Source organism: Lysobacter sp. P5_B12 (assembly GCF_056400425.1).
Genome location: NZ_JBFULG010000008.1, coordinates 103218 through 128005 on the forward strand (window position 1 = coordinate 103218; position 24788 = coordinate 128005).

Below are 24788 nucleotides of genomic sequence, written 5' to 3' on the forward strand. Positions count from 1 at the left end.
TTCAGCAGAATCAGCACAGCCACATCGAGATCGAACATGACTGACGAGCATGCCACCAACGAGCTTGTGGACATTCTGTTGGGCGCAAGCTTCGACTCGATGCGCATTTATTCTGTTGTTCTCCAGATAGCGTTCATGAAAACGAATCCGGACGACGGCGCCCTGGACCAGGTTTGGTTGAGCATCAACGGTGGCATGCAGGTCGGCATACATCGTGTCGACGACGCGACGGCGGACCCCGCTGCCGCGCGCGCGCAGGCAGTTGGCCTTCTTTCGTTGCTGTTCGGGCAAACCGTATCGAGCGTGCACGTGGATGATCGGGGCGAGCTCTCGATTACCGTTGGAGATCAGTCAATCCGAGCCTACTCGGCCGGCTACGACATGGAGGACATTTGGACCGTCTACTCAGGTTCGTCGGCGCCCTACGATTTTCACGAACGCTACGTGGGGCTGGCTGATACCGGTGAAGTCGTCATCAGGCGTGAGCCCAGGCGTTCGCGGCCGTGAAGCAATTTGTAAGAGCAGGAACTCGCATGGAGCAAGATCCATGAAAATCGCGACCCGGGCTTTGACTGCATTGACAGAACACTTGCCGTTGAAGATCGAATCGATCCAATGCAACGATCCCATTCTTGTGTTGATCGGCATGGATTGGAGCATCGCATTGATGGCTCCTTGGCGAATTCTCCTCGACGGGAAGATGATCGCGTGGGGAGACAAGCCAGACCCCGCCCAACTTGAGCCGCTTTTGAGCGGAAACGCGATCATCGGATGCGACTTCCAGGGAAAGTATTCGCAACTGGATCCTGTGCTGGTGCTGGATTCAGGCCACGTCTTCGAAATCTTCTCTTCCTCGCCCCTGGAACCTTGGATCGTTCAACTGGACGGGAACAGGACTTACGTCGCGGAGCCTTCCGAATGAAGTCCGCACTGGACCAGGCCCTCAAACATCCCGCACCACCAACAACCGCTCCTCCGTCATATCCCTGATCGCGCTCCGCACGCCTTCCCGCCCCAGCCCGGAGTGCTTCACGCCGCCATACGGCATGTTGTCCACGCGGAAGCTGGGCACGTCGCCCACGATCACGCCGCCGGCTTCGATGCCGTCCCACGCTTGCATCGCGTGCGCGATCGATCCGGTGAACACACCGGCCTGCAAGCCGAAGTCGCTCTCGTTGACCAAGTCGATCGCCTCGTCGAAATCATCGAAGGCTTCGATCAGCGCAACCGGGCCGAAGGCTTCCTGCCGGTACAGGTCGCTGTCGTGCGGCACTTTTTCGAAGAGCGCCGCAGGCACCAGGTTGCCTTTCCGCTTCCCGCGCACGAGCACCTTCGCGCCGCCCGCGATCGCTGCGTCCATCCACGCGTCCACGCGTTTTGCCGCGGCTTCGTCGACCATCGGGCCGATGAAGACGCGTTCGTCTTTCGGATCGCCCATGCGCAGTCTGGCGACGGCATCGGCCATCTTCTTCCTGAACTTCGCGTATTGCGCGCGGTGCACGAAGATCCGCTGCACGCTGATGCAGCTCTGGCCGGATTGGTAGTACGCGCCGAAGACCATGCGTTCGACGACGGCGTCGAGCGATTGCCCGGGGTCTTCGTCGACGATGCACGCCGCGTTGCCGCCCAGTTCGAGGGTCACTTTCTTGCGGCCCGCGCGCGCCTTGAGGTCCCAGCCGACCAGGCCGCCGGTGAAACTCAGCAACGCGAGGCGCTCGTCTTCCACCAGCAGGGACGCGTCTGCGTTGGAGCAGGGCAGGATGGAGAACGCGCCGCGCGGGAGGTCGGTTTCGGCGAGGACTTCGCCGATGATCAACGCGCCGACGGGCGTTTTCGCAGCCGGTTTCAACACGAACGGGCACCCGGCCGCCAGCGCGGGCGCCACTTTGTGCGCGACGAGGTTGAGCGGGAAATTGAACGGCGTGATGAAGGCGCAGGCGCCGATCGGGACGCGCTTGACCATGCCGCGATAACCGCGCGTGCGCGGCGAGATCTGCAGTTCGAGGACTTCGCCGTCGATGCGCGTGGCTTCCCCGGCGGCGATGCGGAAGGTGTCGATCAGGCGCGTGACTTCGCCGCGCGCATCCTTGATCGGCTTGCCGGCTTCGATGCACAGCGCGAGCGCGAGTTCTTCCTGGCGTTGCGTGAATCGCCGCACGCAGTGTTCGAGCACGTCGCGGCGTTGGTCGGGCGCGAAGGCCGCCATCGCACCGCGCGCCTTGTGCGCCGCCACGATCGCCTTGCGCACCAGCGCGGCATCGGCGAATCCCACGCGCGTGGCACGCTTGCCGGTGAACTTGTCGAGGACGTCGAGTTCCGACGCGCCCGGGATCGGCGCATTGGCGAGATAGCAGGGGTAGCTCTTCGACAAACCTTGCTTCGCCATGGCGGTCTCCTTGATGGCTCAGTCTTCCGGGTCGATCACCCGCAACGGCAACGTGCCGTCGCCCAGCCGCGCCCGGAGGCGTTGCCCGGCTTGCACATCCTGCACGCTGCGGATGACGTGGCCGTCGTCGCGCTGGAGGATCGCGTAGCCGCGCGCCACGGTGGCCAGCGGACTGACGGCTTCCAACGAACGCGCCAGGCCGCGCAGATGCACCTGGTCGTGGCGCAGGCGGCGCGTCACCGCGGCGAGCGGACGGGGGCGCAGCGCTTCCAGGCGTTGATGGAGCAGGGCGATGCGCCGCTTGGGCGCCATCGTGCGCAACACCGCGTCGGCGTGGCGCATGCGGGAATGCAAGCGTTCCAGCTGCTTGCGGAATGCATGGTCGAGGCGTCGTTGCGCTTCGATCTGGCGCCGAAGCAACAGATCCAGCCGCGCGCGCGGCCGCAACGCGTGCAAGCGCAAGGCCGCACGATCCGCGCGTTGGGCGTCGCGATGCATCCGATGCGACAGCAAGCGCGTCGCGCGGCGCTGCAAGCCCTGCAGTCGCAATGCGAGATCGTGGCCGCTCGGCGCGAGGAGCTCGGCGGCGACCGAGGGCGTCGGCGCGCGCAGGTCGGCGACGAAATCGCTGAGGCTGAAGTCGGTCTCGTGCCCGATCGCGGACACCACCGGCACGGGGGATTGCGCGATCGCGCGCACGAGGCGTTCGTCGTTGAAGGCCCACAGGTCTTCGAGCGAACCGCCGCCGCGCGCGAGCAGGATCGCGTCGTAGCGTTGCGAGCGATACGCACGCTGCAACATCTCGACGATCTGCGCGGGCGCCGTTTCGCCCTGCACGGGCACGGGCAGCACCTCGACCTGCATCAGCGGGAAGCGCCGCGCGAGCACGCTGAGTACGTCGCGCACTGCGGCGCCCGAAGGTGAGGTCAGGACCGCGAGGCGCCGCACGAAGGCGGGCAGCGGTCGCTTGCGCTGCGTTTCGAACAAACCTTCGGCGGTCAGCTTCTGTTTCAGTTCTTCGAATGCGCGCCGCAGCGCGCCTTCGCCGGCTTCCTCGAGCGAATCCAGGATCAGCTGGTAGTCGCCGCGCGCCTCATACAGCGTGAGGCGGCCGCGCGCGAGCACACGCAGGCCTTCGCGCGGGACGAAGTTCAGCCACTGGCTCTTGGGCTTGAACAGCGCGCAGCGCACCTGGGCGCGCGCGTCCTTCAGGGTGAAATACAGGTGCCCCGACCCGGGGCGCGAGAGGTTGCCCAGCTCGCCTTCGACCAGGACCGACGGGAAGGACCCTTCCAGCAGGTCGCGCGCCAGGGTGTTGAGCTGGCTGGGCGAAAGGATCCGGCGGGCGTCGTCGCGGGAGGACATGCGGGGGCGGGAGACGGCGGGACACGGTAGCGCAGGCGGGGCCGCCGGTCACGCACGGTACAATTCGCGCATGTCGATCGATACCCGCATGCCCGCCGCCAACGACCACCTGCCGTGCCACGCCACGCGCTTCGGCCCCGCGCCGCGCCGGCAGACCCGGCAGGTGCACGTGGGCGGGATCGCGGTCGGCGGCAACGCGCCGGTCGTCGTGCAGTCGATGACCAACACCGATACCGCGGATGTCGCGTCGACGACCAAACAGGTCGCCGAACTCTGGCGCGCGGGGTCCGAACTGGTCCGCGTCACCGTCAACACGCCCGAAGCCGCCGCCGCCGTGCCGCGCATCGTCGAGAAGCTCGAGATGATGGGCGTGCACGTGCCGATCATCGGCGACTTCCATTACAACGGGCACCAATTGCTCGCCGGCGAGCCGGCCTGCGCGCGCGCGCTCGCCAAATACCGCATCAACCCGGGCAACGTCGGCTTCGGCAAGAAGAAGGACCTGCAGTTCGCGCAGTTGATCGAGTTCGCGATCGCCAACGACAAGCCCGTGCGCATCGGCGCGAACTGGGGCTCGCTCGACCAGGCGCTCGCCACGCAACTGATGGACGAAAACCACCTGCGCGCCGAACCGTGGGATGCCGGGCGCGTGTTGCGCGAAGCCTTGATCCGCTCGGCACTGGATTCGGCGCATCGCGCCGTCGAAATCGGCCTGCCCGCCGACCGCATCGTGCTCAGCGCGAAAGTCAGCGGCGTGCAGGAATTGATCGCGGTCTATCGCGAACTCGCCACGCGCGGCGATTTCGCGTTGCACCTGGGCCTCACCGAAGCCGGCATCGGCAGCAAGGGCATCGTCGCCAGCAGCGCGGCACTCGCGGTGCTCTTGCAGGAAGGCATCGGCGACACCATCCGCATCTCGCTCACGCCCGATCCGGGCGCGTCGCGCACGCAAGAAGTCATCGTTGCGCAGGAATTGCTGCAAACGCTCGGGCTGCGCGCATTCACGCCGATGGTCACCGCCTGCCCCGGTTGCGGGCGCACCACCTCGGAGTTCTTCCAGGAATTGGCGAAGACCGTGCAGGAACACGTGCGCGACAAGATGCCGATGTGGAAGGTCAGCCACCCGGGCGCCGAGAACCTCACGCTCGCGGTCATGGGCTGCGTGGTGAACGGACCCGGCGAATCCCGCCACGCCAACATCGGCATCTCGCTGCCCGGCACCGGCGAAGCGCCTTCCGCACCGGTCTTCATCGATGGCGAGAAGGCCAAGACGTTGCGCGGGGACAACATCGCGCAGGAATTCGTCGCGATGATCGACGATTACGTCGAGCGCAAATTCGGGCGGTCTTCGGTCGCCTAACGCATCTTGTACGCGGTGAGCGCGGCTTCACGTGCGGCCGCCAAGTCGACGATCGGCAACGGGTAATCCTTCGTACCAACTTCCGGCACCCACCGGCGCACATACGCGCCGTCGGGATCGAAGCGCTTGGCCTGCAACAACGGATTGAAAATGCGGAAGTAGGGCGCCGCATCGGCCCCCGTGCCGGCAACCCATTGCCAGCCGAGCGTGTTGTTCGCCAAGTCCGCATCCACCAGCGTCTCCCAGAACCAGCGCGCGCCTTCATTCCAATGCACGCGCAGATGTTTGGTCAACAGACTCGCGACCAGCATGCGCACACGGTTGTGCATCCAGCCGGTCTGCCAGAGCTGGCGCATTCCCGCATCGACGATCGGGATGCCCGTGCGGCCGGATTTCCACGCGTCCAATTGTGCGTCGTCGACGCGCGCCCAATCGAAATCGTCGAAGCGCGGATCGAGGTTGTCATCGGTCGTGCGCGGGAAATGATGCAGCAGGTGATGCGCGAATTCGCGCCAGAACAATTGCCGCAGGAACGCGATGCGCGCGTCCTTCGATGCGTCGCATTGCGCGATCGTCGCGTAGACGCGCTGGATCGACACCTCGCCGAAATGCAGGTGCGGCGAGAGCGACGAGGTGCCGTCGACCGAAGGCAGGTCGCGCGCTCCGGGATAGTCGGCGACCTTCGCAACGAAAGCGTCCAGGGCCGCGCGCGCGCCGACTTCGCCTGGCGTCCAGTGCGTCCAGAACGAACGATCCCACGCGGGTGTCGGCGCAGGAAGCAGCGCATCGATCGACTCACCTTCGATCGCCACCGCCGGCAATCGTGCAGGCGCATCGAAGGTCCGCGGCGTACGCATCTTCGCGGCGGCCGCCTTCCAGAACGGCGTGAACACCTTGTACGGATCGCCGGCTTTCGTCGCGACCTCCCAGGGCTCGATCAGCAGCGCGCCGTTGTGGCTTTCGGCGAACAGGCCCGCGCGACGCAATGCGCGCTTCAAAACGGTGTCGCGTGCTTCGATCGCCGGTTCGTAGCGGCGCGTCCAGAACACCGCCTCCGCTTGCGTCTCGCGCGCCAGGCGCTCAAGGGCCGCTTGCGTCGGCCCCCGCACGCACACCAATCGCGATCCGCGCGCACGCAGGTCCGCATCGAGTGCGATCAGCGACCGACGTCGCCACGCATCGGAAGCCGCACCCGGCGCCCAATCGCCTTCCTCCTCCGGTGCATGCACATACACGGGAACCGGCGCGAAACCTTGGGCGAGCGCCGCCTGCAGCGCGGGCTGGTCGTCGAGGCGGAGATCGTCGCGGAACCACACCAGGGCGTTGGGCATGTGGGGCAGTATCGCCGCCGCATGTCGACGGGGGCGTCACCGTGCGTCGAAGGCGTAACGCAGCTGCAGGCGGAAGGAGAGCAGGGGATCGCTGTCGGCCGAGCCGTTCGGCTCCCGCAAGACGGTGAGCGGCATGTAGAGCACTTCGACGGCGGCGCCCCAGCCCTTGGGCAACGTGCGACCCAGGCCGAGCGCGACATAGCCGAGATCGTCGGTCGCCGTCAGCCGCGAGTAGTCGCGGAATCCGTAGGTGATCGCGTCGACCTGCACTTCGTTTTCCATCCGCACCACGCCGCCGCTCAGATGCCAGGTCCATGGGCCCTGCATCAATGCGGCCGTTGTTTCCAGGCCGTAGTAGTTCAACTGCAGCGTGTCGCTCGACGGCGCGTCGCAGCCATAGGGGTTGATGGTGTAGTCCTGGATGCCCGCCAGTTCCTCCGGGCATGTGACGTCGCCGACGACCGCGCCATGTTGGCCGAACGCGCGCAGGGACACGACCACGCCGTCGGCATCCACCACGCGCCGCGCGATCGCGGCGGCCCACAGTTCGCGCGCTTTCGCCCCCTGGATTTCGATCGGCGGCGTCCACGCCAACTCGGCGACGAATCCATACGGCAATCCGATCCAACCGCGCACGCGCCCGAACACCGGCGACTTGTTGAGATCTTCGTTCTTCTGTCCGTTGAACCCGATCTCGCTCTTGCGCGCGGGGATGTGCGGCACGTCGTTCAGTTCGAACGCCGCCTGCCAATGCCACGGCGCAAGCGCGGGCGACGGGCCGAAGGCCGTCATCAGGGTCGAGGCGGTGCGGTAATGCATGGCCCAGGCTTCGGGCCGGTCGCCGTCGAGCGTCTCGTCCTCGCGGATGACTTCCTGCGCCGCGGCAGGCAGCGAGGCGAAGACCAACAGGGCGGCGATGCAGCTGGGCAGGTGCGAGGGCATGCGCACCAATACTGGCATGCGCCGCTTCGGTTCAACCGGCACACCCGCCAGGCGAACCCGAACGCGTCACGCGCCCGGGCCCGATGTCATTCCCAGTCGTGCCCGCCGGGGGCCTTGGCCAGCGCGGGGGCGCCGAACTGGGCCTGGATCCGCGCCACCAAATCGTCGGTGATCGCTTCGGCGATGCGCGCTTCCCAGTCGCGGAGCGTGCGTTCGTCGGCGTGGTTGGCCTGGCGCATTTCGTCCAGGACCGTCTCGAGTGTCTTGATGTTCATGGGCCTTCCCCCTGTGTCGCGTGGCGTGCCAAGGATGAGCTACGCGGGTGAATGCGGGGTGAGAATTGCGCGGTCCCCCGGCCGAGCGGCACGGGCGGGGAGCCGGGCGGCGCGGCCGCTTTTGCTACCGTGGGAAAAAGCTTCGGAAAAACTGCATGCGACCCGGAAAACACGCGTTCCTGTCCTGCCTCGCCTTGCTCGCCACCGCTTGCGCAACGCAACACAATTCCGCGCAACCCGTTTCCCCGGCGACGACCCCGGAACAAGCCGACCTCGTCGACATCCGCAGCCTCCTGCCCGACATCGACCTGGACATCCGCTACGCCGGCGCGAACAACTTCACCGGTGCCCCGGTCGCCGGCTACGACGCGCCGAAATGCTTCCTCCTGCGCCCCTCGGCCGAAGCGCTCGCCCAGGTCGAACGCAAGCTCCGCGACGATCACATGCGCCTGCGCCTCTACGATTGCTATCGCCCCGTGCGCGCGGTGCAGGCCTTCGTCGCCTGGGCGCACGCGCCCGAAGACGGGCGGACGAAGGCCGCGTACTACCCGGGGTTCGACAAGCCCGCCCTGCTCGGCGATTACATCTCGCCGACCTCGGGCCACAGCCGCGGCGCGACCGTCGACCTCGACCTGTTGGACTGCGACGACACGGGCGTTGCGTGCACGCCGCTGGACATGGGCACGCACTTCGATTTCTTCGACACGCTAGCCAACACCGATTCGAAGAAAGCCACCGACGCGCAGCGCGCGAACCGCCACCGCTTGCGCGACGCGATGGTGGCGGGCGGCTTCCGTCCCTATCCGATGGAGTGGTGGCACTTCACGCTCGACCCCGAGCCCTCACCGCGCGTGGCCTTCGACATTCCCGTGCGTTGAATCCAGGTACAGCGCGGCGATCCGTTTCGCCGTCGCATAGGGTTCGGGTTCGTTGCGATTGGTGAGTACCACGACGGTGAGATGGCGTTGCGGGTAGCGCACGATCACGTTGCGGAAGCCCACCGTTTCGCCGGAATGCCACAGGGTTTCTCCGGTGATGCGCCAGCCGAAGCCGTATTCGACCGTCGGATCGTCGGTCTTGGTCGCGGGCGTGAAGGCTTGTTTCCAGGCCGATTGCGGCAGCAGGCGATCGTCGTACAGTGCCGCGTCCCAGCGTTGCAGGTCGTCGATCGACGAATAGATGCCGCCATCGCCGAGGACCGCGCTGGTCGTGCTCTGGTCGGTGCGCGTCCACGCGCCGTTTTCCAGCGTGTAACCGTAGGCGCGATGGGCGACGGTCGAGATGCCGTTTTCGTAGGCGAGGGTGTGGTCCATGTGCAGCGGCGCGAAGACGCGCGTGTGCAGGAAATCCGCATAACGCTGGCCCGAGGCGCGTTCGACGATCAGCGACAGCAACGCATAACCGCTGTTGCTGTAGCGATAACCCGTGCCCGGCGCGAAGTAGTGCTTCGGTTCTTTCTCGAGCAACTGCAGCACGCCGATGTCGTGGATCTGCGCGGTGTCCTTCGGGTCCATCAGGTCTTCGTAATCGATCAGGCCCGAGGTGTGCGTGAGCAGGTGGCGGATGGTGATGCCGTCGTCTTCCGGGGGCAGCGTCGGCAGGAAGCGCTTGATCGGGTCGTCGATCGACAACTTGCCGTCCTGCGCGAGCAGCAGGATCGCGGCGGAATTGAATTGCTTGCTGACCGAGGCGAGGCGGAAGTTGGTCTGCGGCGTGACCGGGGTCTTCGCTTCGAGATCGGCGAAGCCGTAACTGCGGCGTTCGATCGCCTGGCCATCGCGCACCACGAGCACCGAAGCCCCCGGGCCATCGCCGATGTAATCGTGCATCAGGGTGTCGAGGCGGTCGGGCACGGCGGGATGACGCGCGGTGGTGCAACCCGCCAGCAGGACGGCGGCTCCCAGCAACAGGCGTTGCACGATGGCGCGGTGCGGCATGGCGTGGCTCCCCTCGGGTCCGCCGGAGTGTACGGCGACTTCGTCCCGGCTTCACACAAGCGCCATCGGCGGCTCACCGGGCATCGCGAAGCTGCGCCCACATCCATCGCAGGGAGCACCGTCATGGCAGAACACCTCCGCAGCGCCGGCAACCGCTGGAGCCTGGCGGTCTGGATCGGCGCGGCCGCGCTGCTGGCCGTGCCCGCGGTCGCGATGCGCTTCACCGACGAGGTGCAATGGACCGCGCTGGACTTCACCACCTTCGGCATCATGCTCGCTGCGGCGTGCGGCGCGTACGAATTGCTCGCGCGCAAGAGCGCGAGCCTCGCGTATCGCGCGGGTGCCGCCGCGGCCATCGGGACCGGGTTCTTTCTCGTGTGGGCGAACATCGCGGTCGGCCTGATCGGCGACGAGCAAAATCCCGCGAACCTGATGTACGCCGGCGTGTTGCTGGTCGCGATCGTCGGCGCGATCGCCGCGCGCTTCCGCGCACACGGCATGACGCGCGCGATGACCGCCACCGCCGTCGCGCAGGCGATCGTCGGCGCGATCGCGATCGTCGGCAGGCTCGACGTGCCGGTGATGCTGCTGGGCATCACGGTGATGTACGTCGTGTTGTGGATGGTGTCGGCGGTGTTGTTCGGAAAGCCGGCGCGCTAGATCGACGCGCGCTGCACGAGGTCTTTCGCCATGCGCACCGCATCGATGCGCCCCTCGTAGTAATGCGGGATCACGCCTTGCACGCGATACCCCTGGTGGCGGTAGAACGCGATCGCGCCGGGGTTGTCGGCGCGGCATTCGACATCGATGCGTTCGATGCCCGCCACGCGCGCCGCATCCTCCAGCCACGTGAGCAATCGCCCGCCGAGGCCCTGGCGCCGCTGTGTGGATTGCACGCCGAGCAACACCAGGTGCGCCGTGTCGCCGTATTCCATGATCGCGAATGCGTGCAAGCCGCCGTGCGCGTGGACGACGGCCACGTTCGAGGTGCGGCTGCGGATGGCGGCGAGGATGCGCGCGGGCGTGTAGCGCCAGCGCAAGCCGTGTTCGATCGCCTCGCGCGACAGCGTCGCGATGGATTGCGCATCGTCCGAGGTCGCGAGACGGATGGTGGGGAGGCCCAGCACGGGGGCAGTCTATGCCCGTCGATGCGATGATTCCAATGCGATTTGCGGCGTCCGCGGATGCATCGGCGGACGCATCGTGCAGCCATGTCTCCACGCGCGCCGTCTACTGACGCATTCATCGCGCCTCGCGGGAGCCGGTATGCGGATGTGGACAGTGGCGATCGCCCTCGCGTGTTTTCCGTGCGTGGCCGCGGCGCAGGTGACGATCCCCGAGGAGTACGGCAAGACCGTGAAGACCGCCGAGGCGATCGCCGCGCTCGGGGAGGATCTGTTCGGCGATGCGACCAGCCTCTACACCGGCGCGACCACCTTCACCGCGACCGACGTCAGTCTCCCGGGCAACAACGCGTTGCCGGTGTCCGTCGGGCGCAGGTTCGTCGTGCAAAGCCGCGTGGCCGCCGAGCGCAGCGACCTGTTGTCGCGCGATGGCGGATTCGCCGATTGGGAACTCGATGTTCCGCACTTGCATGGCGTCTTCGCGAAAGGGAAGGGGTGGCAGGTCGATGGTTGGAACGAAGCAGGCAAGAACCTGCGGTGTGCCCTGAGCCAGGCGAACACGGCGGAAGCGCCGGAAGTGCAGGGAAAACCCTACGGCAGCTGGGAGGGCTTCAATTACTGGAGCGGCAATTCGCTCTACGTGCCCGGCATCGGCGACCAGGAAATGCTGACGGTCGACGCCGCGGCCAATCCCCACATGCCGAAGGACGGCAAACACTACCGCTGGGTCACGAACAACCAATGGGTTTTCTCCTGCCTGCCCAACACCGCCAACGGCGTGCCCGGCGATGCGTTCCTCGCGGTGGCGCCGGACGGCACGCGTTATTACTTCGATTGGTTCACCACGCGGTTCGCGCCGTGGATCACGCGGAACGTCGCCGAAGGCGGCGGCACGGGTGATCGCGCCATGCCGAGGGCGCCGGTGGGCACCACGTCGTCCGTGCTCGATCGCGAAGAGGTGCGCATCCTTCCGACGAAGATCGTCGATCGCTTCGGCAACACCGTGACCTACACCTACGACCCGGCAAACCCGCGTCGCCTGACCCGCATCGACGCAAGCGATGGCCGCGCATTGACATTGACCTGGAGCGGCGCACGCATCTCCGCGGTCAGCGATGGCACGCGCACATGGCGTTATGTGTACGGCAACGGCCTGACCGAAGTGATCCTCCCGGACCAGTCGAAGTGGCGCATCGATTTCGCGAACTTGCGCGAGGCGTACACCAGTCCGGCCGGCAACAACGCCGAGAAGCGGTGCTCCGAGCAGACCGCCTCGGCGCAGCAGGGCACCTACAGCGGAACACTCACGCACCCCTCCGGCGCGGTGGGCGAGTTCTCCTTCCGTTCGCAGATGCATGGGCGGTCCTACGTCGACAAACAGTGCCCGCCGCAACCGGGCTCCGGCGCAGAAGGCTTCGTCTCGCTGCAGCCGTTCTATTTCGAAGTCGTCGGATTGACGAACAAGAAGATCAGCGGCCCGGGATTGACGACCGCGCAATGGACGTACGCCTTCGGTCCCGTAAACCGCAGCTGGGCGCAGGCCTGTGTGGGCAACACTTGCCCGGAAACCAAGACGCTGGAGGTCACCGGTCCGACCGAGTGGCGCCGTTACACCTTCGGCAATCGCTACCGCGTGTCGGACGGGAAATTGTTGTCGACACAGATCGGCACCGGGCCTGCGAACATCCTGCGCACCGAAGTTGCGACGTATCAGCTCGATCCCGTGGGGCAGGTGTATCCGGCCATCATCGGTCGATCGCCGTATCCCAGGAGCGACCAGACCGCGACCAAACACACGCCATTGCGCAAGCGCGTGATCACGCAGCAGGGACATGCGTTCACGTGGGAGGTGCCGGGTAACTGCGGGGCGAACGACGCGACGCCGTGTTTCGATGCGTTTGCGCGTCCGACGAAGGTCGTCAGGTCGAGTGCCGCTGCGCCGCCTTGAGATGCGTGGCGCCTCTCGGCGTTACGCAGGCGGCTTCGCGACGCACTTCTTTTCCGTCGCGCTGTAAGTCTGCCCCTTGGGGCACCCAAGCAGTTGATCCACCTGTTTCGGCGCAAGGCATCGCTGCGATCCCTCGTCGCAGACCTTCTTCCCCAGGCACATCGGCCGCGGCGCCGGCATGCACATGGCGTAGCCGGGATTGCCCTGGCAACGCTCCACGCCGTTGCACCACGAGCCGTCCTGGCATTCCTCGTCGCTCACGCAGTGCTGCGCGCGTGCGGCGCCTGGCAGCGACAGCGCGAGGAGGAGGGCGAGGCAGGCGATCGGTCGGCGGTCCATGTCGGTGACAACGCAACCGGAAAAGAAAAAGGGCCTGCATCGCTGCAGGCCCTTCGCACATCTGGAATCAATGGTGGAGCGGAGGAGGATCGAACTCCCGACCTTCGCATTGCGAACGCGACGCTCTCCCAGCTGAGCTACCGCCCCACGAAGTCGCGCAGTATACGGAGGCGCCGCAGGGCTGCCAAGCGGTGCGCGCCGATCCGCACTGCAGTGCGTGCGCGGATTGCCCCGTTCAGTTCCCGCCCGCGGCCAGCAGCGGTTTGAGGCGCGCTTCCAGTTGCTGCCGGCGCCAGCCAGACAACGCGCCGGGCCAGTCGTGGCCGTCCAACAGCGTTTCCAGCCAGCGGCGCGAGGCGAGGACGCCGTCGGGCAGGCCGAGTTCCTTCGCCACTTCCGCGGTCTTGTCCTGCAGTTTGCGCAGGGCGGCCTTGTCGCGTTCCTCGCTGCGCGGGGGCGGGGCGTCGGCTTCGTCCGGGAGCGGGGTGGTCAGCGCGGTCCAGATGACGTCGACCAGGCTGCGCGGGGATTTCGGGATCGCGTCCAATTGACGCTTCAGTGCGTCGCGGTCGATCGGCGGGTTGCGCGCGAGGGTCGTTGCCAGTTCGTTGTCGAGGATCCAGCTGCGCGGGCGATCGCTGGTGCGCGCATACGCGTCGCGCCAGCGGAGCAGGCGCAGCAGGCGGTGTTGACCGGCGGTGTCGAGGAATTGCGCGGCGCGCATCGACAGGTGCGGCCAGCGCTCGCCGGCTTCGTCGGCGCCCAGGGCCAGGCGCGCGCTGTCTTCGTCGAGCCACGCGCGGCGGCCGAGCGAATCGAGTTGTTCGGACAGGCCGCGATACAACGCGTCGAGGTGTACGACGTCGTCGGCGGCGTACTTCATTTGCGATTCGGTGAGCGGGCGGCGCAGCCAATCGGAGCGTTGTTCGCCTTTTTCCAGCGCCACGCCGAGCAGTTCCTGCACGAGGCGCTGATACCCCATGCCTGCGCCGACACCCGCCAGGCCCGCGGCGATCTGCGTGTCGAACAAGGGCGTCGGCGCCACGCCGCAACTGCGCTTGAAGGCCACGATGTCTTCCGACGCGCTGTGCATCACCTTGAGGATGCCGGGGTCGGCGAGCATGGGCGCGAGCGCTTCGCACATGCCGTCCTTCAGCGTGTCGACCAGGAGGATCTGCGGGTTGCCGTCGGCGTCCTCGAGCGCGATCTGCACGAGCGCCAGCTGCGGCCAGTAGGTGCGTTCGCGGATGAACTCGGTGTCCAGGCCCACGCGGGCGGGGCGGTGCGCCAGGCGCGCCGCGAGGTCGGTGGGGTCGGTGATCCAGAGATGCACGAGGGGTCTTGCTGACAGGACAGGCCTCCAGACTAACCGGGCGAGCGCTTCCACGTCACGGTTGCCCCGGATGGCGAGGATGGCCCACCATCGTCGCGTCACGGCCCCACGGACGTTCATGACGCCTCCACGGACCCGCTCGCCCCGCCTGCTTGCCTTCGCGTGCCTCCTTGCGCTCGCCGCCTGCGATGGCAAGCGCGTGGACCAGGCCGCCACTCCCACCGCCGAACGCAACCCGCTGGTGACCATCACCGGCGAGGAAGCCGTCGCCGTTCCCGCGTGGCAACCGCCGCCGGTGATCATCGCGACGGGCGAGGAGCCCGCGGTGCTGGCCGAAGCGAACAAGGCACTCGACGAAAGGCGCCTGTTCGGCGGACCACGCGACGCGGTGCCCCTGTTGCTCGAATTGCACGCGCGCCAACCCATCGACGCCGGCGTGCTGCGTGCGCAGGCACGCGCGATCAAGTTGTTGATCGCAGAAGGCGACGCCGCCCTGGGCCGCATGGACGAAGATCCCAATGGCCTGGTCCGCGCGCACGAGGTGGGCGAAGTCGGGCGCACCGCCGCGCCGGACGATCCGGCGATGCGCGACTATCTTTCGCGCGTGGATCGCGCCGATCAATCGGTGCAACTGGATCATCGCGGCGAACGCGAACTGCAATCGGGCCGTTTGGGCGAAGAGGCCGGCGACCGCGGTGCGCTGGACTATTTCCGCGAGGCCGCCGAGCGCCGCCCCGGCGATGCGCGCGCCTCGCAAGGCATCGCCGCGGTCGAAAGCGCCCTGATCCGGCGCGCGGAAGAGCGCGCCGCGCAAAACGACTTCGCCGGCGCCGAACAATGGCTCGTCCTGGCCGATCGCGTGCGGCCGATCATGACGACGGTGGACGACGCGCGCGCGCGGATCGCGATGCAACGCCGCGTGCGCGCCGACGAAATGCGCGACAAGGGCATGGCCGTGCTCATGCGCGAGAACGGTTTGCCCGAGGCGCGCCGCATCCTGTCGGACTTGCTGCGCATCGCGGCGCCGGGCGATCCGGCCGCGGCCGAGTTGCGCGCGCGCATCGACCAGGTCGCGCACTACGGCCTGTTCCGCGTCGGGCAGGTGTTCACCGATGCGTTGCAAAGCGGTGCGCGCGGGCCGCAGATGGTCGTCGTGCCGCACGGTGGGTTCCGCATGGGCGCGCGCGATGGCGAAACGGGGGCGTCCCCGTCGGAACGTCCGCTGCATTACGTGCGCTTCGAACGCGGCTTCGCGATGGCGCGCACCGAAACCACGGTCGGCGAATTCCGCCGCTTCGTGGATGCCACGCAATACAAGCCGCGCGCGGTGCGGCGCGGGCACTCCATCGTCTACGACGAACGCAGCGGTACGCTCGTGCGTCGCAGCGGCGTGGATTGGCGGCACGATTATCTCGGCGAGCTCGCGACCGACGCGATGCCGGTGTTGCACGTCAGCGCGCGCGACGCCGAAGCCTATGCGCATTGGCTCTCGCAGCAGACCGGGGAACGCTATGCCTTGCCGAGCGAGGCGCAATTCGAATACGCCGAGCGCGCGGGCAGCGAAGGCAGCCTGGCGTGGAGCAGCGCAGTTCCGCCGCGTTTCGCCGGCAATGTCACCGGATCGGGCGATCGCTCGCCGACGGGCCGCGCGTGGCGCAACGCCTTCCAGGGCTATTCCGATGGCTATTGGGGCCCCGCGCCGGCCGGGCGGTATCCGGGCAATGCATTCGGTCTTCACGACCTGAGCGGCAACGTCAGCGAGTGGGTCGCCGACTGCTGGCACGTCGGGTACCGGCGCGCCCCCGCCGATGGACAGCCCTGGGTCAATCCCGGCTGCCGTCGGCGCGTCATCCGCGGCGGGTCGTGGGTGAGCGCACCGCCCCAGGTGCGTTCGGCCTGGCGGCTGTCCACGGATGGCGACACCACCAATGCGCGGCTTGGTTTCCGTCTGGTGCGGGAGCTGTAAGGCGCGATCACTTTTCAAGGAGCGGCGATGAACAGTCCCTACGGCAACCAGGCGTCAGGACGGCGCGGGATGGGGTTCGGCGGGATTCGCTGGTGGGTGCTGCTGTTGTTCGCCGGGTATGCGGCGTACTACTGGTTCTCCAATCGCGTGGACGATCCGCTGACCGGCGAAAAGGTGCTCATCGACCAGAGCATCACGCCCGACGACGAAAAAGCGCTGGGCCTGCAGGCCTGGAACGAATTGCAGCAGACCGAGCAGATCGTTCCGCCGAGCGATCCCAACGCCGCCGCCGTGCGCCAGATCGCGCAACGCCTCATCGTCAAGATCCCGGAAGTCTCCGACGCGCTCGCCGCCGAACACGGCATGCAGGCGCCGCACATCGAGAAGAGCTTCGATTGGGACGTGAACCTGATCCAGTCCGACCAGGTCAACGCGTTCTGCCTGCCGGGCGGCAAGATGGCGGTATACACCGGCCTGATCCCGGTCGCGCAGAACAACGATGCGATGGCGGTGGTGATGGGCCACGAAATCACGCACGCATTGCTGCGCCATGGCGCGCAGCGCATGTCGGAACAGAAGCTCGCGCAGATGGGCCAGATGGCCGGCGCGATGAGCGGCATGGACCAGCAGCAGATGCAGGCGGTGATGGCCGTGTACGGCTACGGCCGCGCGCTGCCCTATGCGCGCAAGCAGGAAACGCAGGCCGACGAGATGGGCCTGATGCTCGCCGCGGCGGCGTGCTTCAACCCGGAAGAAGCGATTCCGTTGTGGCAGCGCATGGAGCAGGCCAGCGGCGGACAGGCGCCGCCGGAGTTTTCCAGCACGCACCCGAACCCGGGCACGCGCATCCAGAACCTGCAGGCCTTGATGCCCAAGGCGATGGAATATCGGAAGAAGTTCTGCGAGACGGCGCACTGAAGACGCCGCAACCCCACCCCGGCCCTCCCCTGCAAGCAGGGGAGGGAGCACGTCAGAAGCTCATGAACAAGCCGCCGTTCACCGGGATGTTCGCGCCCGTGATGAAGCCCGCTTCGTCATTCGTCAAAAACTCCACCGTGCGCGCGATTTCGCTCGGCTTGCCCAGGCGACCGACCGGCACGCTTTCGACGATCTTGACGCGCACGTCTTCCGGCACCGCCATGACCATCGCCGTTTCGCAGTAACCCGGCGACACGCTGTTGACCGTGACGCCCTTGCGCGCGACTTCGCGCGCCAGCGCCATGGTGAAGCCGTGCATGCCGGCCTTCGCAGCGGAATAGTTGGTCTGGCCGAACTGGCCGGTCTGTCCGTTGACCGAGCTGATGTTCACCACGCGCCCGAAACCGCGCGTGGTCATGCTGTCCACCACGTGGCGGCACATGTTGAACACGCCGTCGAGGTTGATGTTCAGCACGGCATCCCAGTCGGTGCGCGCCATCTTGCGCAGCGTGCCGTCGCGCGTGATGCCGGCGGCGTTGACGAGGATGTCGATCGGGCCGCGTTCGGCTTCGACCTTGCGGACGAGTTCGCCGCAGGCGTCGAAGTCGCCGACGTTGCCGGATTCGAAATGCACGTCCAGGCCGTCGACGTCCTGGCGGAATTGCGCGATGCGCTCTTCGCGCGCGCCGAGGTCGGCGGCGACGACGGTGCGCCCGGCGCGGGCGAGGGTCTTGCAGATCTCGGTACCGAGACCACCGATGCCGCCGGTCACGACGGCCACGCGCTTGCTCATGGGATTCCTGATGTTTGGTGCACTGCAGCAGCCGGCAGGGTGCCAGCGGCAGGCAGGGTCGTCAACGCACGCCGGTCACATTCGCGGCGCGGGGGCCTGAGGGCTCAGGCCTTGGTCTTGTCCTTGGCGTCCTTCTCGTCCCGGGCCGGCGTGGCGCGGGGCGCCGCGGGGCGGCCCATGCCGCCGACCAGGCCGTTCTGGAAGTCCTTCCACATCTCCAGATTCTTCTCGGTCAGCTGGTTGAGCATGGTCCACGGCGCCTGGCCGATCAGGCCGCTCATCTGCTGCCGGAACTGCTGTTGCTGCTCGAGGAACATCTGCATCGAGCGTTCCAGGTAGTTGCCCATGAAGCCCTGTAGCGAATCCCCGTAGAACCGGATGATCTGGCTGAGCAACTGCGTGGAGAGGATCGGTTCGCCGTCCTGTTCGTGCTCGGTGATGATCTGCAAAAGCACGCAGCGGGTGAGGTCCTCGCCGGTCTTGGCGTCGCGCACCTCGAACTCTTCGCCATCGACGATGAGCTGGCGCACATCCTCGATGGTGATGTAGCTGGAGATCCGCGTGTCGTAGAGACGGCGGTTGGGATATTTCTTGATGACACGGAGTGGCATGCGGTCGACCCCCGAAGACGGCGTGCCCGAGCATGGCGCACCGCAACAGGGGATTGCAACAGGGCTGTCAAGACCCTCAGGTCATGAAGGTGAACCCGGTTTCAGCGACCGCTCACTACGGCGGGCTCACCAGCCCATGTACTGGCCGCCGTTCGCCGAGAGATTGGCGCCCGTGATCCAGCCGGCTTCGTCGGGAATGAAGAACGACACCGCGTAGGCGATCTCGTCGGGCTCGCCCAGGCGACCGGTGGGGATCTGCGCCACGATCTTGTTGCGCACTTCCTCCGGCACGGCCATCACCATGTCGGTGCCGATGTAGCCGGGGGACACGGTGTTGACGGTGATGCCGAACTTCGCGTTCTCCTGCGCCAGCGAGATGGTGAAGCCGTGCATGCCCGCCTTGGCGGCGGCGTAGTTGGCCTGGCCGTACTGGCCCTTCTGGCCGTTGATCGAGGCGATCTGGATGATGCGGCCCCACTTGCGCGCGCGCATGCCTTCGATCACCGGGCGCGTGACGTTGAAGCAGGAATCCAGGTTGGTGCTGATGACTTCGCGCCACTGCAGCGCGCTCATCTTGTGGAAGGTGGTGTCGCGGGTGATGCCCGCGTTGTTGACGAGGATCTCCACGGGGCCGAGCTGCGATTCCACGGCGCGGACCATCGCTTCGGCGTCCTGGTCGCTGGAGACGTCGCCCGGCGCGAGCGCGACCTCGATGCCTTCGGCACGCAGCTTCGCCTGCCAGGCGCGCGCTTTTTCCTCGTTGCGGTAGTTCGTCGCCACCCGATGCCCGCCCAGCGCCAGCCGACGGCAGATCGCCGTGCCGATGCCGCCCGTGCCGCCCGTCACCAAAGCCACCCTGCTGGATGTCATGTGCCGCTCCCTGGTCTGTCGTTCTGCGAAAAACGCCGGTCGGTCCAGTCTAGGACGCGATTGCGACACCTGTGTTGTGCAACGCAACGGATTCCGACGGAATCCGCGACGGCGAGAAGGCGGCCTGCGCCGCAGCGAGCGTTCCGGCCACGTCGGTGCACGATTCCAACGCCGCCGGTGCCTGGCCCAGCGCGCGCCAGGCCATCCGCAGCGCGGGCAGGGGGTTGGCGTCGTCGATGGGAAGGGCGTTCGTCGATTTGGACAGCTTGCGCCCTTGCGTGTCGACGATGAGTGGTAGATGCGCGTAGCGGGGCGTGGGCAGGCCCAGCGCGCGCTGCAGGAGGATCTGGCGCGGGGTGGAGTCGAGCAGGTCGGCGCCGCGCACGACATCGGTGATCGCCTGGGCCGCATCGTCGACGACCACCGCGAGCTGGTAGGCCCAGAACCCATCGGCGCGTCGCAGGACGACATCGCCGACTTCGGCGCCGACGTCCTGCGCCACGCGCCCCTGGATCGCATCGTCGAAGGCGACGGTCTGACCGATTGGAATGCGCAGGCGGATCGCCGGCGCGCGACCGGCCTGCGGCCCGGCGACGCAGGCGTGGTGCAAGCCGCCGCTGGCCGACAGATCGCTGCGACTGCACCAGCATTCGAACGCAGCGCCGCTGGCGAGCAGGCGATCGAGCGCGGCGCGATAGGCCGCTTCGCGCGTGCTCTGGTAGAGGATCGGGCCGTCGGAAACCAGGCCGAAGGCTTCCAGCGTGCGCAATTGGCGTTCGATCGCGCCGGCTTGTTCGCGCGGCGGGTCGAGATCTTCGACGCGCACCCACCATTCCGCGCCGACGTGCCGTGCGAGCAGCCAGCTGCCGAAAGCAGCGAGCAACGAGCCCGGATGCAGGGGCCCGGTGGGCGATGGCGCGAAGCGTCCGCGCCGGGCCGTGGGACGAAGGCGGTGCTCGCTCGGGTCGGTTCGTGTCGACATCGCGCTTGAATTTAAACGAACATCGCCTCACTTCCCCAATACGGCCGCTTTTTCCGGCGGCGCGGATGAGACGACCATGTTCAAGCGCCTCGTGTTGTTCCTCGCCACCAACCTCGCCGTGCTCGGCCTGCTGAGCGTGGTGATGGCGGTCCTCGGCATCAACCCGCAATCGGCCGCCGGCCTGGTGATGTTCGCCGCCGTGTTCGGTTTCGGCGGTTCCATCATCTCGCTGCTGATCTCCAAGTGGATGGCCAAGCGCGCCACCGGCGCCCATGTCATCGAGCAGCCGCGCAATGAAACCGAGCGCTGGTTGTTCGACACCGTGCAGCGACAGGCGAAGGCCGCCGGCATCGGCATGCCCGAAGTGGCGATCTACGACGCGCCGGAAATCAACGCCTTCGCCACCGGCGCCAACCGCAACAAGGCGCTGGTCGCCGTCTCCACCGGCCTGCTGCGCGCGATGGATCGCGACGAGGCCGAAGCCGTGCTCGGCCACGAAGTCAGCCACGTCGCCAACGGCGACATGGTGACGATGGCGCTGCTGCAGGGCGTGCTGAACACCTTCGTGATCGTGCTGGCGCGCGTGGTCGGGCGCGTGGTCGATGGCTACATCAGCGGCAATCGCGAAGGCAGCGGTGGCGGGTTCGGTTACTACATCATCGTGTTCGTGCTCGACCTGGTGTTCGGCCTGTTCGCGAGCATGATCGCGATGTGGTTCTCGCGGCACCGCGAGTTCCGCGCCGACGCGGGCGGCGCGACGCTCGCAGGCCGCGACAAGATGGTCGCCGCCCTCCAGCGCCTGTCGCTGACCTACGGCGAAAGCACCTTGCCCAAGCAGGTCGCCGCGTTCGGCATCAGCGGTGGCGTCGGCCACGGCGTGCGTCGCTTGCTGATGTCGCATCCGCCGCTGGAAGAGCGCATCGAAGCGCTGCGGAATTGGCAGCCGGCGGCGAACACGGTGCGGCAGAACGTTGTGACCTGACGGAAGCAGGGAATGGGGAGTAGGGAATAGGGAATAGTAGATTCGCGGCGCGTCAAATCGCGTCGCCTCAACTATTCCCCATTCCCCATTCCCGGGATTACTGGAAGTCGTAATCCATTTCGGGCCCAGCGGCGGCCAGGAAGTGGCCTTGCACGTAATCCACGCCGCTCGTGAACAGGAACGTCATCGCCGCCGCGTCCTGCACGAATTCGGCGATGGTCTTCGCGCCCTGTTCGGTGGCACGCGCGCTGAATTCGCGGATCTTCGCCTGGTTGTCGGGGTTCTGCGCGAGTTCCTGGATGAAGGCGCGGTCGATCTTCACGAGCGCCGGTTCGAAGTGCTGCATCAGCTGGAAGGAGTTGAGGCCCGTGCCGAACTGCTCCAGGCCCACGCGGCAACCGAACTTGCTCACCGTCGCGCGGAAGGCCTGCGCCTGCTTGAGGTGCGTGAACACCTTGGACTCGGGCAACTGCAGCACCAGGCGATCGCCCGGGATCTTGTGCAGCGCGATCTGCTCGCCGATGAACTTCGCCAGCGTGTCGTCGGCCAGCGAAGCCTGGGTGATCTTCACCAGCAGCGTGGTGTCCTTGCGCTGGCGCGCGCGTTCGGCGATGACCTGGATCGCGCGGCCCGCGACCCAACGGTCGATTTCCCACAGCAATCCGTGTTCTTCGGCCACCGGCAGGAACATCTGCGGCGCCACGAGCTCGCCTTCTGACGAACCGCGCAGGCGCAACAGCGCTTCGTAGGTCTCGCCCGGTTCGCCGTGCAGGCTGATGACCGGCTGGTAGTGCAGGACGAAGCCGTCCCCGTCCACCGCCGCGCGGATGCGTTCGACCCACGCGCGCACGCGCTCTTCTTCGGCGCGATCCACCGCACCCGGATCGAAGATCTCCGCGCGATTGCCGCCCACCGCGACCGAGGACTGCACGCCCTGGCTGGCCTTGGCGAGCACCTGCGTGACCGAGGCGATCTTCTCGCCGATCTGCACGCCGCCGATGCTCACCGTTGCCGAGAGCGAACGCGCGCCGACTTCGAACACGTGGCCTTCGAACGCGGCGCGCACGCGCTCGGCGAGCGCGACCGTGCCGACGTGGTCGCTGTTCTTCGACAGCACCGCGAACTGGTGTTCGCCGAAGCGCGCGGCGACATCGTCGGGGCCCAGCGCGGTGCGCAGGCGCCCGGCGAGCCCGGCGACGAGGTCGTCGGCGGCATCCAGCCCGATTTCCTGCATCAGCCGCACGAAATGGTCCGGCTCGATCAGCAGCAGGCCCAGATGCGTGCCGCCCTGCGCGGTGCCACCGACGGCCGATTCGAGTTGCTGCAGGAACGTCGCGCGGTTGAGCAGGCCGGTGACCTGGTCGCGCTGGCGCAGTTCCTCCACTTCGCGCGCCAGTTCCGGGTCGCTTTCCTGGCGGCGGAAGACGATCTGGATGCACGCTTCGCCCTCGTAGAAGGCCGAGGTGAATTCCATCGTGGCGGGGAAGCGGTTGCCTTCCTGGTCGAGCGCTTCGAGTTCGTAGCGCGGCGGCGGGGCGTCGCCCTTCGACAGGCCCTTGAGCAGCGTCTTGAAGTTGGCGACATGGCTGGGCGCGACGAGGTCGAGCAGCGACATGCCTTCGATGTCATCGAACGAATCGAAGCCGAACATCTCCAGGTAGGCCTGGTTCGCGCGGATGTGCATGCCTTCGTGCACGTAGGCGATGGGTTCGCGCGAAGAATCGATGAGGGCGTCGCAGCGTCGTTCGGTTTCGCGCACCTGCGCTTCGAGCAGGCGCTGCGCGCGGCGGGCCTCGAGGTCTTCCCATTCGGCGCGCACGGTGGCGAGCACGTGCGGCATGCGGCCGCGCAGGATCAGCCCGCGCACGCCGCGCTCGCTGGCCTGCAGCAGGGTGTTGTCGTCGACGGTGTCGACCACCATCAGCAGCGGGATGTCCTTGCCGCTCGCGTCGATGGCCGTCATCGCGGCGGCCATCGTCGGGTTCCTGGCGTCCTTTGCGGCGATCACGAGGTCGAGCGCGCCGCCCACCAGGGCGGGCAGGGCTTCTTCGTTCTCGGGGCGCGCGACGCGCACGGCGATGCCGGCGTTGCGCAATCCGCTGACGATGGCTTCGGCCGCCTCGACACTGTCGTCGACGATCAGCAAACGCAGCACGCTGTCCTGTTTGGCTCGCATCCGGGGCTCTCTGGGTCGTGCAGGTCGACCGGGGAGGGGAAAACGGTTCCGGCGACGGACGGTTGACCTTATGGCACGAATGGCCGGTCGAGGTCCATGCGCCAAAGGCTCAGGACAGGGGTCTCTTGCCCGGATCGCCGGGGAGTTCACGAACCAGGCGCGGGACCAGGTAGCCCGACAGCCGTGCCGCCAGTGCGCGATGCAGGGCCAGGGCCTGCGCATCGTCGACTTCGAAATGGGCCGTGCCCTGCACGCGGTCGAGTTGGTGCAGGTAATAGGGGAGCACGCCGGCCCGGTGGCCGCGTTCGCTCAACGCCGCGAGCGCATCGACGGTGTCGTTGACCCCGCGCAGCAGCACGGCCTGGTTGAGCAAGGTCGCTCCCGCGGCGCGCAGGCGGGCCAGGGCGGAATCGACGGCGGCGTCGAACTCGTTCGCATGGTTGGCGTGCACCACCACGGTCACCGGCCAGGGCAATGCCGCCATCCACGCGACGAGCTCGGCATCGACGCGGTCGGGCAGCACGATCGGCAGGCGCGTGTGGATCCGCAGGCGCTTGAGATGCCCGATGCCGGCAAGGGCCTGCGTGAGTTCGGCGAGCTTCGGCGTGGCCAGGGACAGCGGGTCGCCGCCGCTGAGCAGGACCTCATCGATCGTCGTGTCGCTCGCGATCTGCGCAACCGCCTGCGCCCAACCCCCGGCCGCGGCGGTGTCGCCGGCGTAATCGAAGTGGCGGCGGAAGCAATAGCGGCAGTGGACCGCGCAACTGCCGGTGGCCACCAGCAGGGCGCGGCCGCGGTATTTCTGCAGCACGCCGTGCGCGCTGCGCGCGGCCTTGTCGCCGACCGCGTCGAACCCGAAGCCCGACACGATCCGGTCCTCCTCATCCAGTGGCAGCACCTGGCGAAGCAGCGGATCGGCCGCATCCCCATGGCGCATGCGCGCGACGAAAGCACGCGGCACGCGCAGCGGGAACTGCGCCGCGGCGGCGTCGGAAATGCGCGCGGCCACCGCATCGAGACCGAGCAGGGCGAGCAACTGGCGCGGATCGCGCACCGACTCGCGCCACTGGTGGCGCCAATCCGGCGCGGGCAGCGGCGGGAGGGGAAGGGGTTCGGCTATCATGTCGAGCTCGACATTCTAGCCGGCCCC

General features: G+C 67.2%; 24 protein-coding genes and 1 tRNA gene. 9 read left to right on the top strand and 16 right to left on the bottom strand.

The window, feature by feature from the left end; genetic code table 11:
- Positions 1 to 36 precede the first annotated feature (36 nt).
- On the top strand, positions 37 to 507 hold the full coding sequence (locus AC1DOM_RS13270; protein WP_498964044.1) for a hypothetical protein: 471 nt from the start codon (positions 37 to 39) through the stop codon (positions 505 to 507).
- A gap of 40 nt (positions 508 to 547) precedes the next feature.
- Positions 548 to 922, top strand: coding sequence for a hypothetical protein (locus AC1DOM_RS13275; RefSeq protein WP_498964046.1), 375 nt, complete (start codon positions 548 to 550; stop codon positions 920 to 922).
- 21 nt (positions 923 to 943) lie between these two features.
- On the opposite strand, the gene AC1DOM_RS13280 is transcribed toward AC1DOM_RS13275, so the two are convergent.
- Both AC1DOM_RS13280 and xseA read right to left on the bottom strand, forming a co-directional pair.
- Positions 944 to 2386, bottom strand: a complete 1443-nt coding sequence (locus AC1DOM_RS13280) for an aldehyde dehydrogenase family protein (protein ID WP_498964048.1) — start codon at positions 2384 to 2386, stop codon at positions 944 to 946.
- 18 nt (positions 2387 to 2404) lie between these two features.
- On the bottom strand, positions 2405 to 3751 hold the full coding sequence (gene xseA / locus AC1DOM_RS13285) for an exodeoxyribonuclease VII large subunit (RefSeq protein ID WP_498964050.1): 1347 nt from the start codon (positions 3749 to 3751) through the stop codon (positions 2405 to 2407).
- A gap of 88 nt (positions 3752 to 3839) precedes the next feature.
- Between xseA and ispG the strand changes: the two genes are divergently transcribed.
- Positions 3840 to 5111: a flavodoxin-dependent (E)-4-hydroxy-3-methylbut-2-enyl-diphosphate synthase gene (ispG, locus tag AC1DOM_RS13290; RefSeq protein WP_498964202.1), complete on the top strand. Its 1272-nt coding sequence runs from the start codon at positions 3840 to 3842 to the stop codon at positions 5109 to 5111.
- On the opposite strand, the gene AC1DOM_RS13295 is transcribed toward ispG, so the two are convergent.
- From AC1DOM_RS13295 to AC1DOM_RS13305, 3 genes are all read right to left on the bottom strand, one after another.
- Positions 5108 to 6442: a cryptochrome/photolyase family protein gene (locus AC1DOM_RS13295; RefSeq protein ID WP_498964052.1), complete on the bottom strand. Its 1335-nt coding sequence runs from the start codon at positions 6440 to 6442 to the stop codon at positions 5108 to 5110. The genes ispG and AC1DOM_RS13295 overlap by 4 nt on opposite strands.
- A gap of 36 nt (positions 6443 to 6478) precedes the next feature.
- A complete protein-coding gene (locus tag AC1DOM_RS13300) occupies positions 6479 to 7402 on the bottom strand; it encodes a hypothetical protein (protein WP_498964054.1) in 924 nt (307 codons plus the stop codon).
- Between the two features lie 68 nt (positions 7403 to 7470).
- Positions 7471 to 7659 carry a hypothetical protein gene (locus AC1DOM_RS13305; RefSeq protein ID WP_498964056.1) on the bottom strand — a complete coding sequence of 63 codons (189 nt, stop codon included), beginning with the start codon at positions 7657 to 7659 and terminating at the stop codon, positions 7471 to 7473.
- A 155-nt stretch (positions 7660 to 7814) separates the two neighbouring features.
- On the opposite strand from AC1DOM_RS13305, the gene AC1DOM_RS13310 reads away from it, so the two are divergent.
- Positions 7815 to 8537 (top strand): M15 family metallopeptidase, encoded by a 723-nt coding sequence (locus AC1DOM_RS13310; protein ID WP_498964058.1) that lies wholly within the window; start codon positions 7815 to 7817, stop codon positions 8535 to 8537.
- Here AC1DOM_RS13310 and AC1DOM_RS13315 read toward each other — a convergent pair.
- Positions 8502 to 9596 (bottom strand): serine hydrolase domain-containing protein, encoded by a 1095-nt coding sequence (locus tag AC1DOM_RS13315; protein WP_498964060.1) that lies wholly within the window; start codon positions 9594 to 9596, stop codon positions 8502 to 8504. The two genes, AC1DOM_RS13310 and AC1DOM_RS13315, sit on opposite strands and share 36 nt — an antisense overlap.
- A gap of 123 nt (positions 9597 to 9719) precedes the next feature.
- Between AC1DOM_RS13315 and AC1DOM_RS13320 the strand changes: the two genes are divergently transcribed.
- A complete protein-coding gene (locus AC1DOM_RS13320) occupies positions 9720 to 10256 on the top strand; it encodes a hypothetical protein (protein ID WP_498964062.1) in 537 nt (178 codons plus the stop codon).
- Here AC1DOM_RS13320 and AC1DOM_RS13325 read toward each other — a convergent pair.
- Positions 10253 to 10723 carry a GNAT family N-acetyltransferase gene (locus AC1DOM_RS13325; RefSeq protein WP_498964064.1) on the bottom strand — a complete coding sequence of 157 codons (471 nt, stop codon included), beginning with the start codon at positions 10721 to 10723 and terminating at the stop codon, positions 10253 to 10255. The two genes, AC1DOM_RS13320 and AC1DOM_RS13325, sit on opposite strands and share 4 nt — an antisense overlap.
- A gap of 139 nt (positions 10724 to 10862) precedes the next feature.
- Between AC1DOM_RS13325 and AC1DOM_RS13330 the strand changes: the two genes are divergently transcribed.
- Positions 10863 to 12668 (top strand): hypothetical protein, encoded by a 1806-nt coding sequence (locus AC1DOM_RS13330; protein ID WP_498964066.1) that lies wholly within the window; start codon positions 10863 to 10865, stop codon positions 12666 to 12668.
- A 21-nt stretch (positions 12669 to 12689) separates the two neighbouring features.
- On the opposite strand, the gene AC1DOM_RS13335 is transcribed toward AC1DOM_RS13330, so the two are convergent.
- From AC1DOM_RS13335 to rnd, 3 genes are all read right to left on the bottom strand, one after another.
- Positions 12690 to 13007, bottom strand: a complete 318-nt coding sequence (locus tag AC1DOM_RS13335) for a hypothetical protein (protein ID WP_498964068.1) — start codon at positions 13005 to 13007, stop codon at positions 12690 to 12692.
- A 71-nt stretch (positions 13008 to 13078) separates the two neighbouring features.
- Positions 13079 to 13154 (bottom strand) — tRNA-Ala (locus AC1DOM_RS13340).
- 88 nt (positions 13155 to 13242) lie between these two features.
- Positions 13243 to 14340, bottom strand: coding sequence for a ribonuclease D (gene rnd, locus AC1DOM_RS13345; protein ID WP_498964070.1), 1098 nt, complete (start codon positions 14338 to 14340; stop codon positions 13243 to 13245).
- A gap of 118 nt (positions 14341 to 14458) precedes the next feature.
- Here rnd and AC1DOM_RS13350 point away from each other — a divergent pair, with 118 nt between their 5' ends.
- Positions 14459 to 16306 carry a formylglycine-generating enzyme family protein gene (locus AC1DOM_RS13350; protein ID WP_498964072.1) on the top strand — a complete coding sequence of 616 codons (1848 nt, stop codon included), beginning with the start codon at positions 14459 to 14461 and terminating at the stop codon, positions 16304 to 16306.
- A 27-nt stretch (positions 16307 to 16333) separates the two neighbouring features.
- Positions 16334 to 17224 carry a M48 family metallopeptidase gene (locus tag AC1DOM_RS13355; RefSeq protein ID WP_498964074.1) on the top strand — a complete coding sequence of 297 codons (891 nt, stop codon included), beginning with the start codon at positions 16334 to 16336 and terminating at the stop codon, positions 17222 to 17224.
- Positions 17225 to 17276: 52 nt separating this feature from the next.
- On the opposite strand, the gene phbB (AC1DOM_RS13360) is transcribed toward AC1DOM_RS13355, so the two are convergent.
- The 4 genes from phbB (AC1DOM_RS13360) to gluQRS form a co-directional block, all read right to left on the bottom strand.
- Entirely contained in the window at positions 17277 to 18017 is a 741-nt protein-coding gene (gene phbB / locus AC1DOM_RS13360; RefSeq protein WP_498964076.1) for an acetoacetyl-CoA reductase, read from the bottom strand.
- A gap of 104 nt (positions 18018 to 18121) precedes the next feature.
- Positions 18122 to 18628: a polyhydroxyalkanoate synthesis repressor PhaR gene (gene phaR, locus AC1DOM_RS13365; protein ID WP_498964078.1), complete on the bottom strand. Its 507-nt coding sequence runs from the start codon at positions 18626 to 18628 to the stop codon at positions 18122 to 18124.
- A gap of 126 nt (positions 18629 to 18754) precedes the next feature.
- Positions 18755 to 19498, bottom strand: coding sequence for an acetoacetyl-CoA reductase (gene phbB / locus AC1DOM_RS13370; RefSeq protein WP_498964080.1), 744 nt, complete (start codon positions 19496 to 19498; stop codon positions 18755 to 18757).
- 49 nt (positions 19499 to 19547) lie between these two features.
- Entirely contained in the window at positions 19548 to 20480 is a 933-nt protein-coding gene (gluQRS, locus tag AC1DOM_RS13375; protein ID WP_498964082.1) for a tRNA glutamyl-Q(34) synthetase GluQRS, read from the bottom strand.
- Between the two features lie 76 nt (positions 20481 to 20556).
- Between gluQRS and htpX the strand changes: the two genes are divergently transcribed.
- Positions 20557 to 21462 (top strand): protease HtpX, encoded by a 906-nt coding sequence (gene htpX / locus AC1DOM_RS13380; protein ID WP_498964084.1) that lies wholly within the window; start codon positions 20557 to 20559, stop codon positions 21460 to 21462.
- Between the two features lie 97 nt (positions 21463 to 21559).
- Here the strand turns inward: htpX and AC1DOM_RS13385 are convergent, their stop codons facing one another.
- Together AC1DOM_RS13385 and epmB are read right to left on the bottom strand one after the other, a co-directional pair.
- Positions 21560 to 23638, bottom strand: a complete 2079-nt coding sequence (locus AC1DOM_RS13385; protein ID WP_498964086.1) for an EAL domain-containing response regulator — start codon at positions 23636 to 23638, stop codon at positions 21560 to 21562.
- A gap of 109 nt (positions 23639 to 23747) precedes the next feature.
- Complete coding sequence (gene epmB, locus AC1DOM_RS13390) at positions 23748 to 24761, bottom strand: EF-P beta-lysylation protein EpmB (RefSeq protein ID WP_498964087.1); 1014 nt, start codon at positions 24759 to 24761, stop codon at positions 23748 to 23750.
- Between the last annotated feature and the right edge of the window lie 27 nt (positions 24762 to 24788).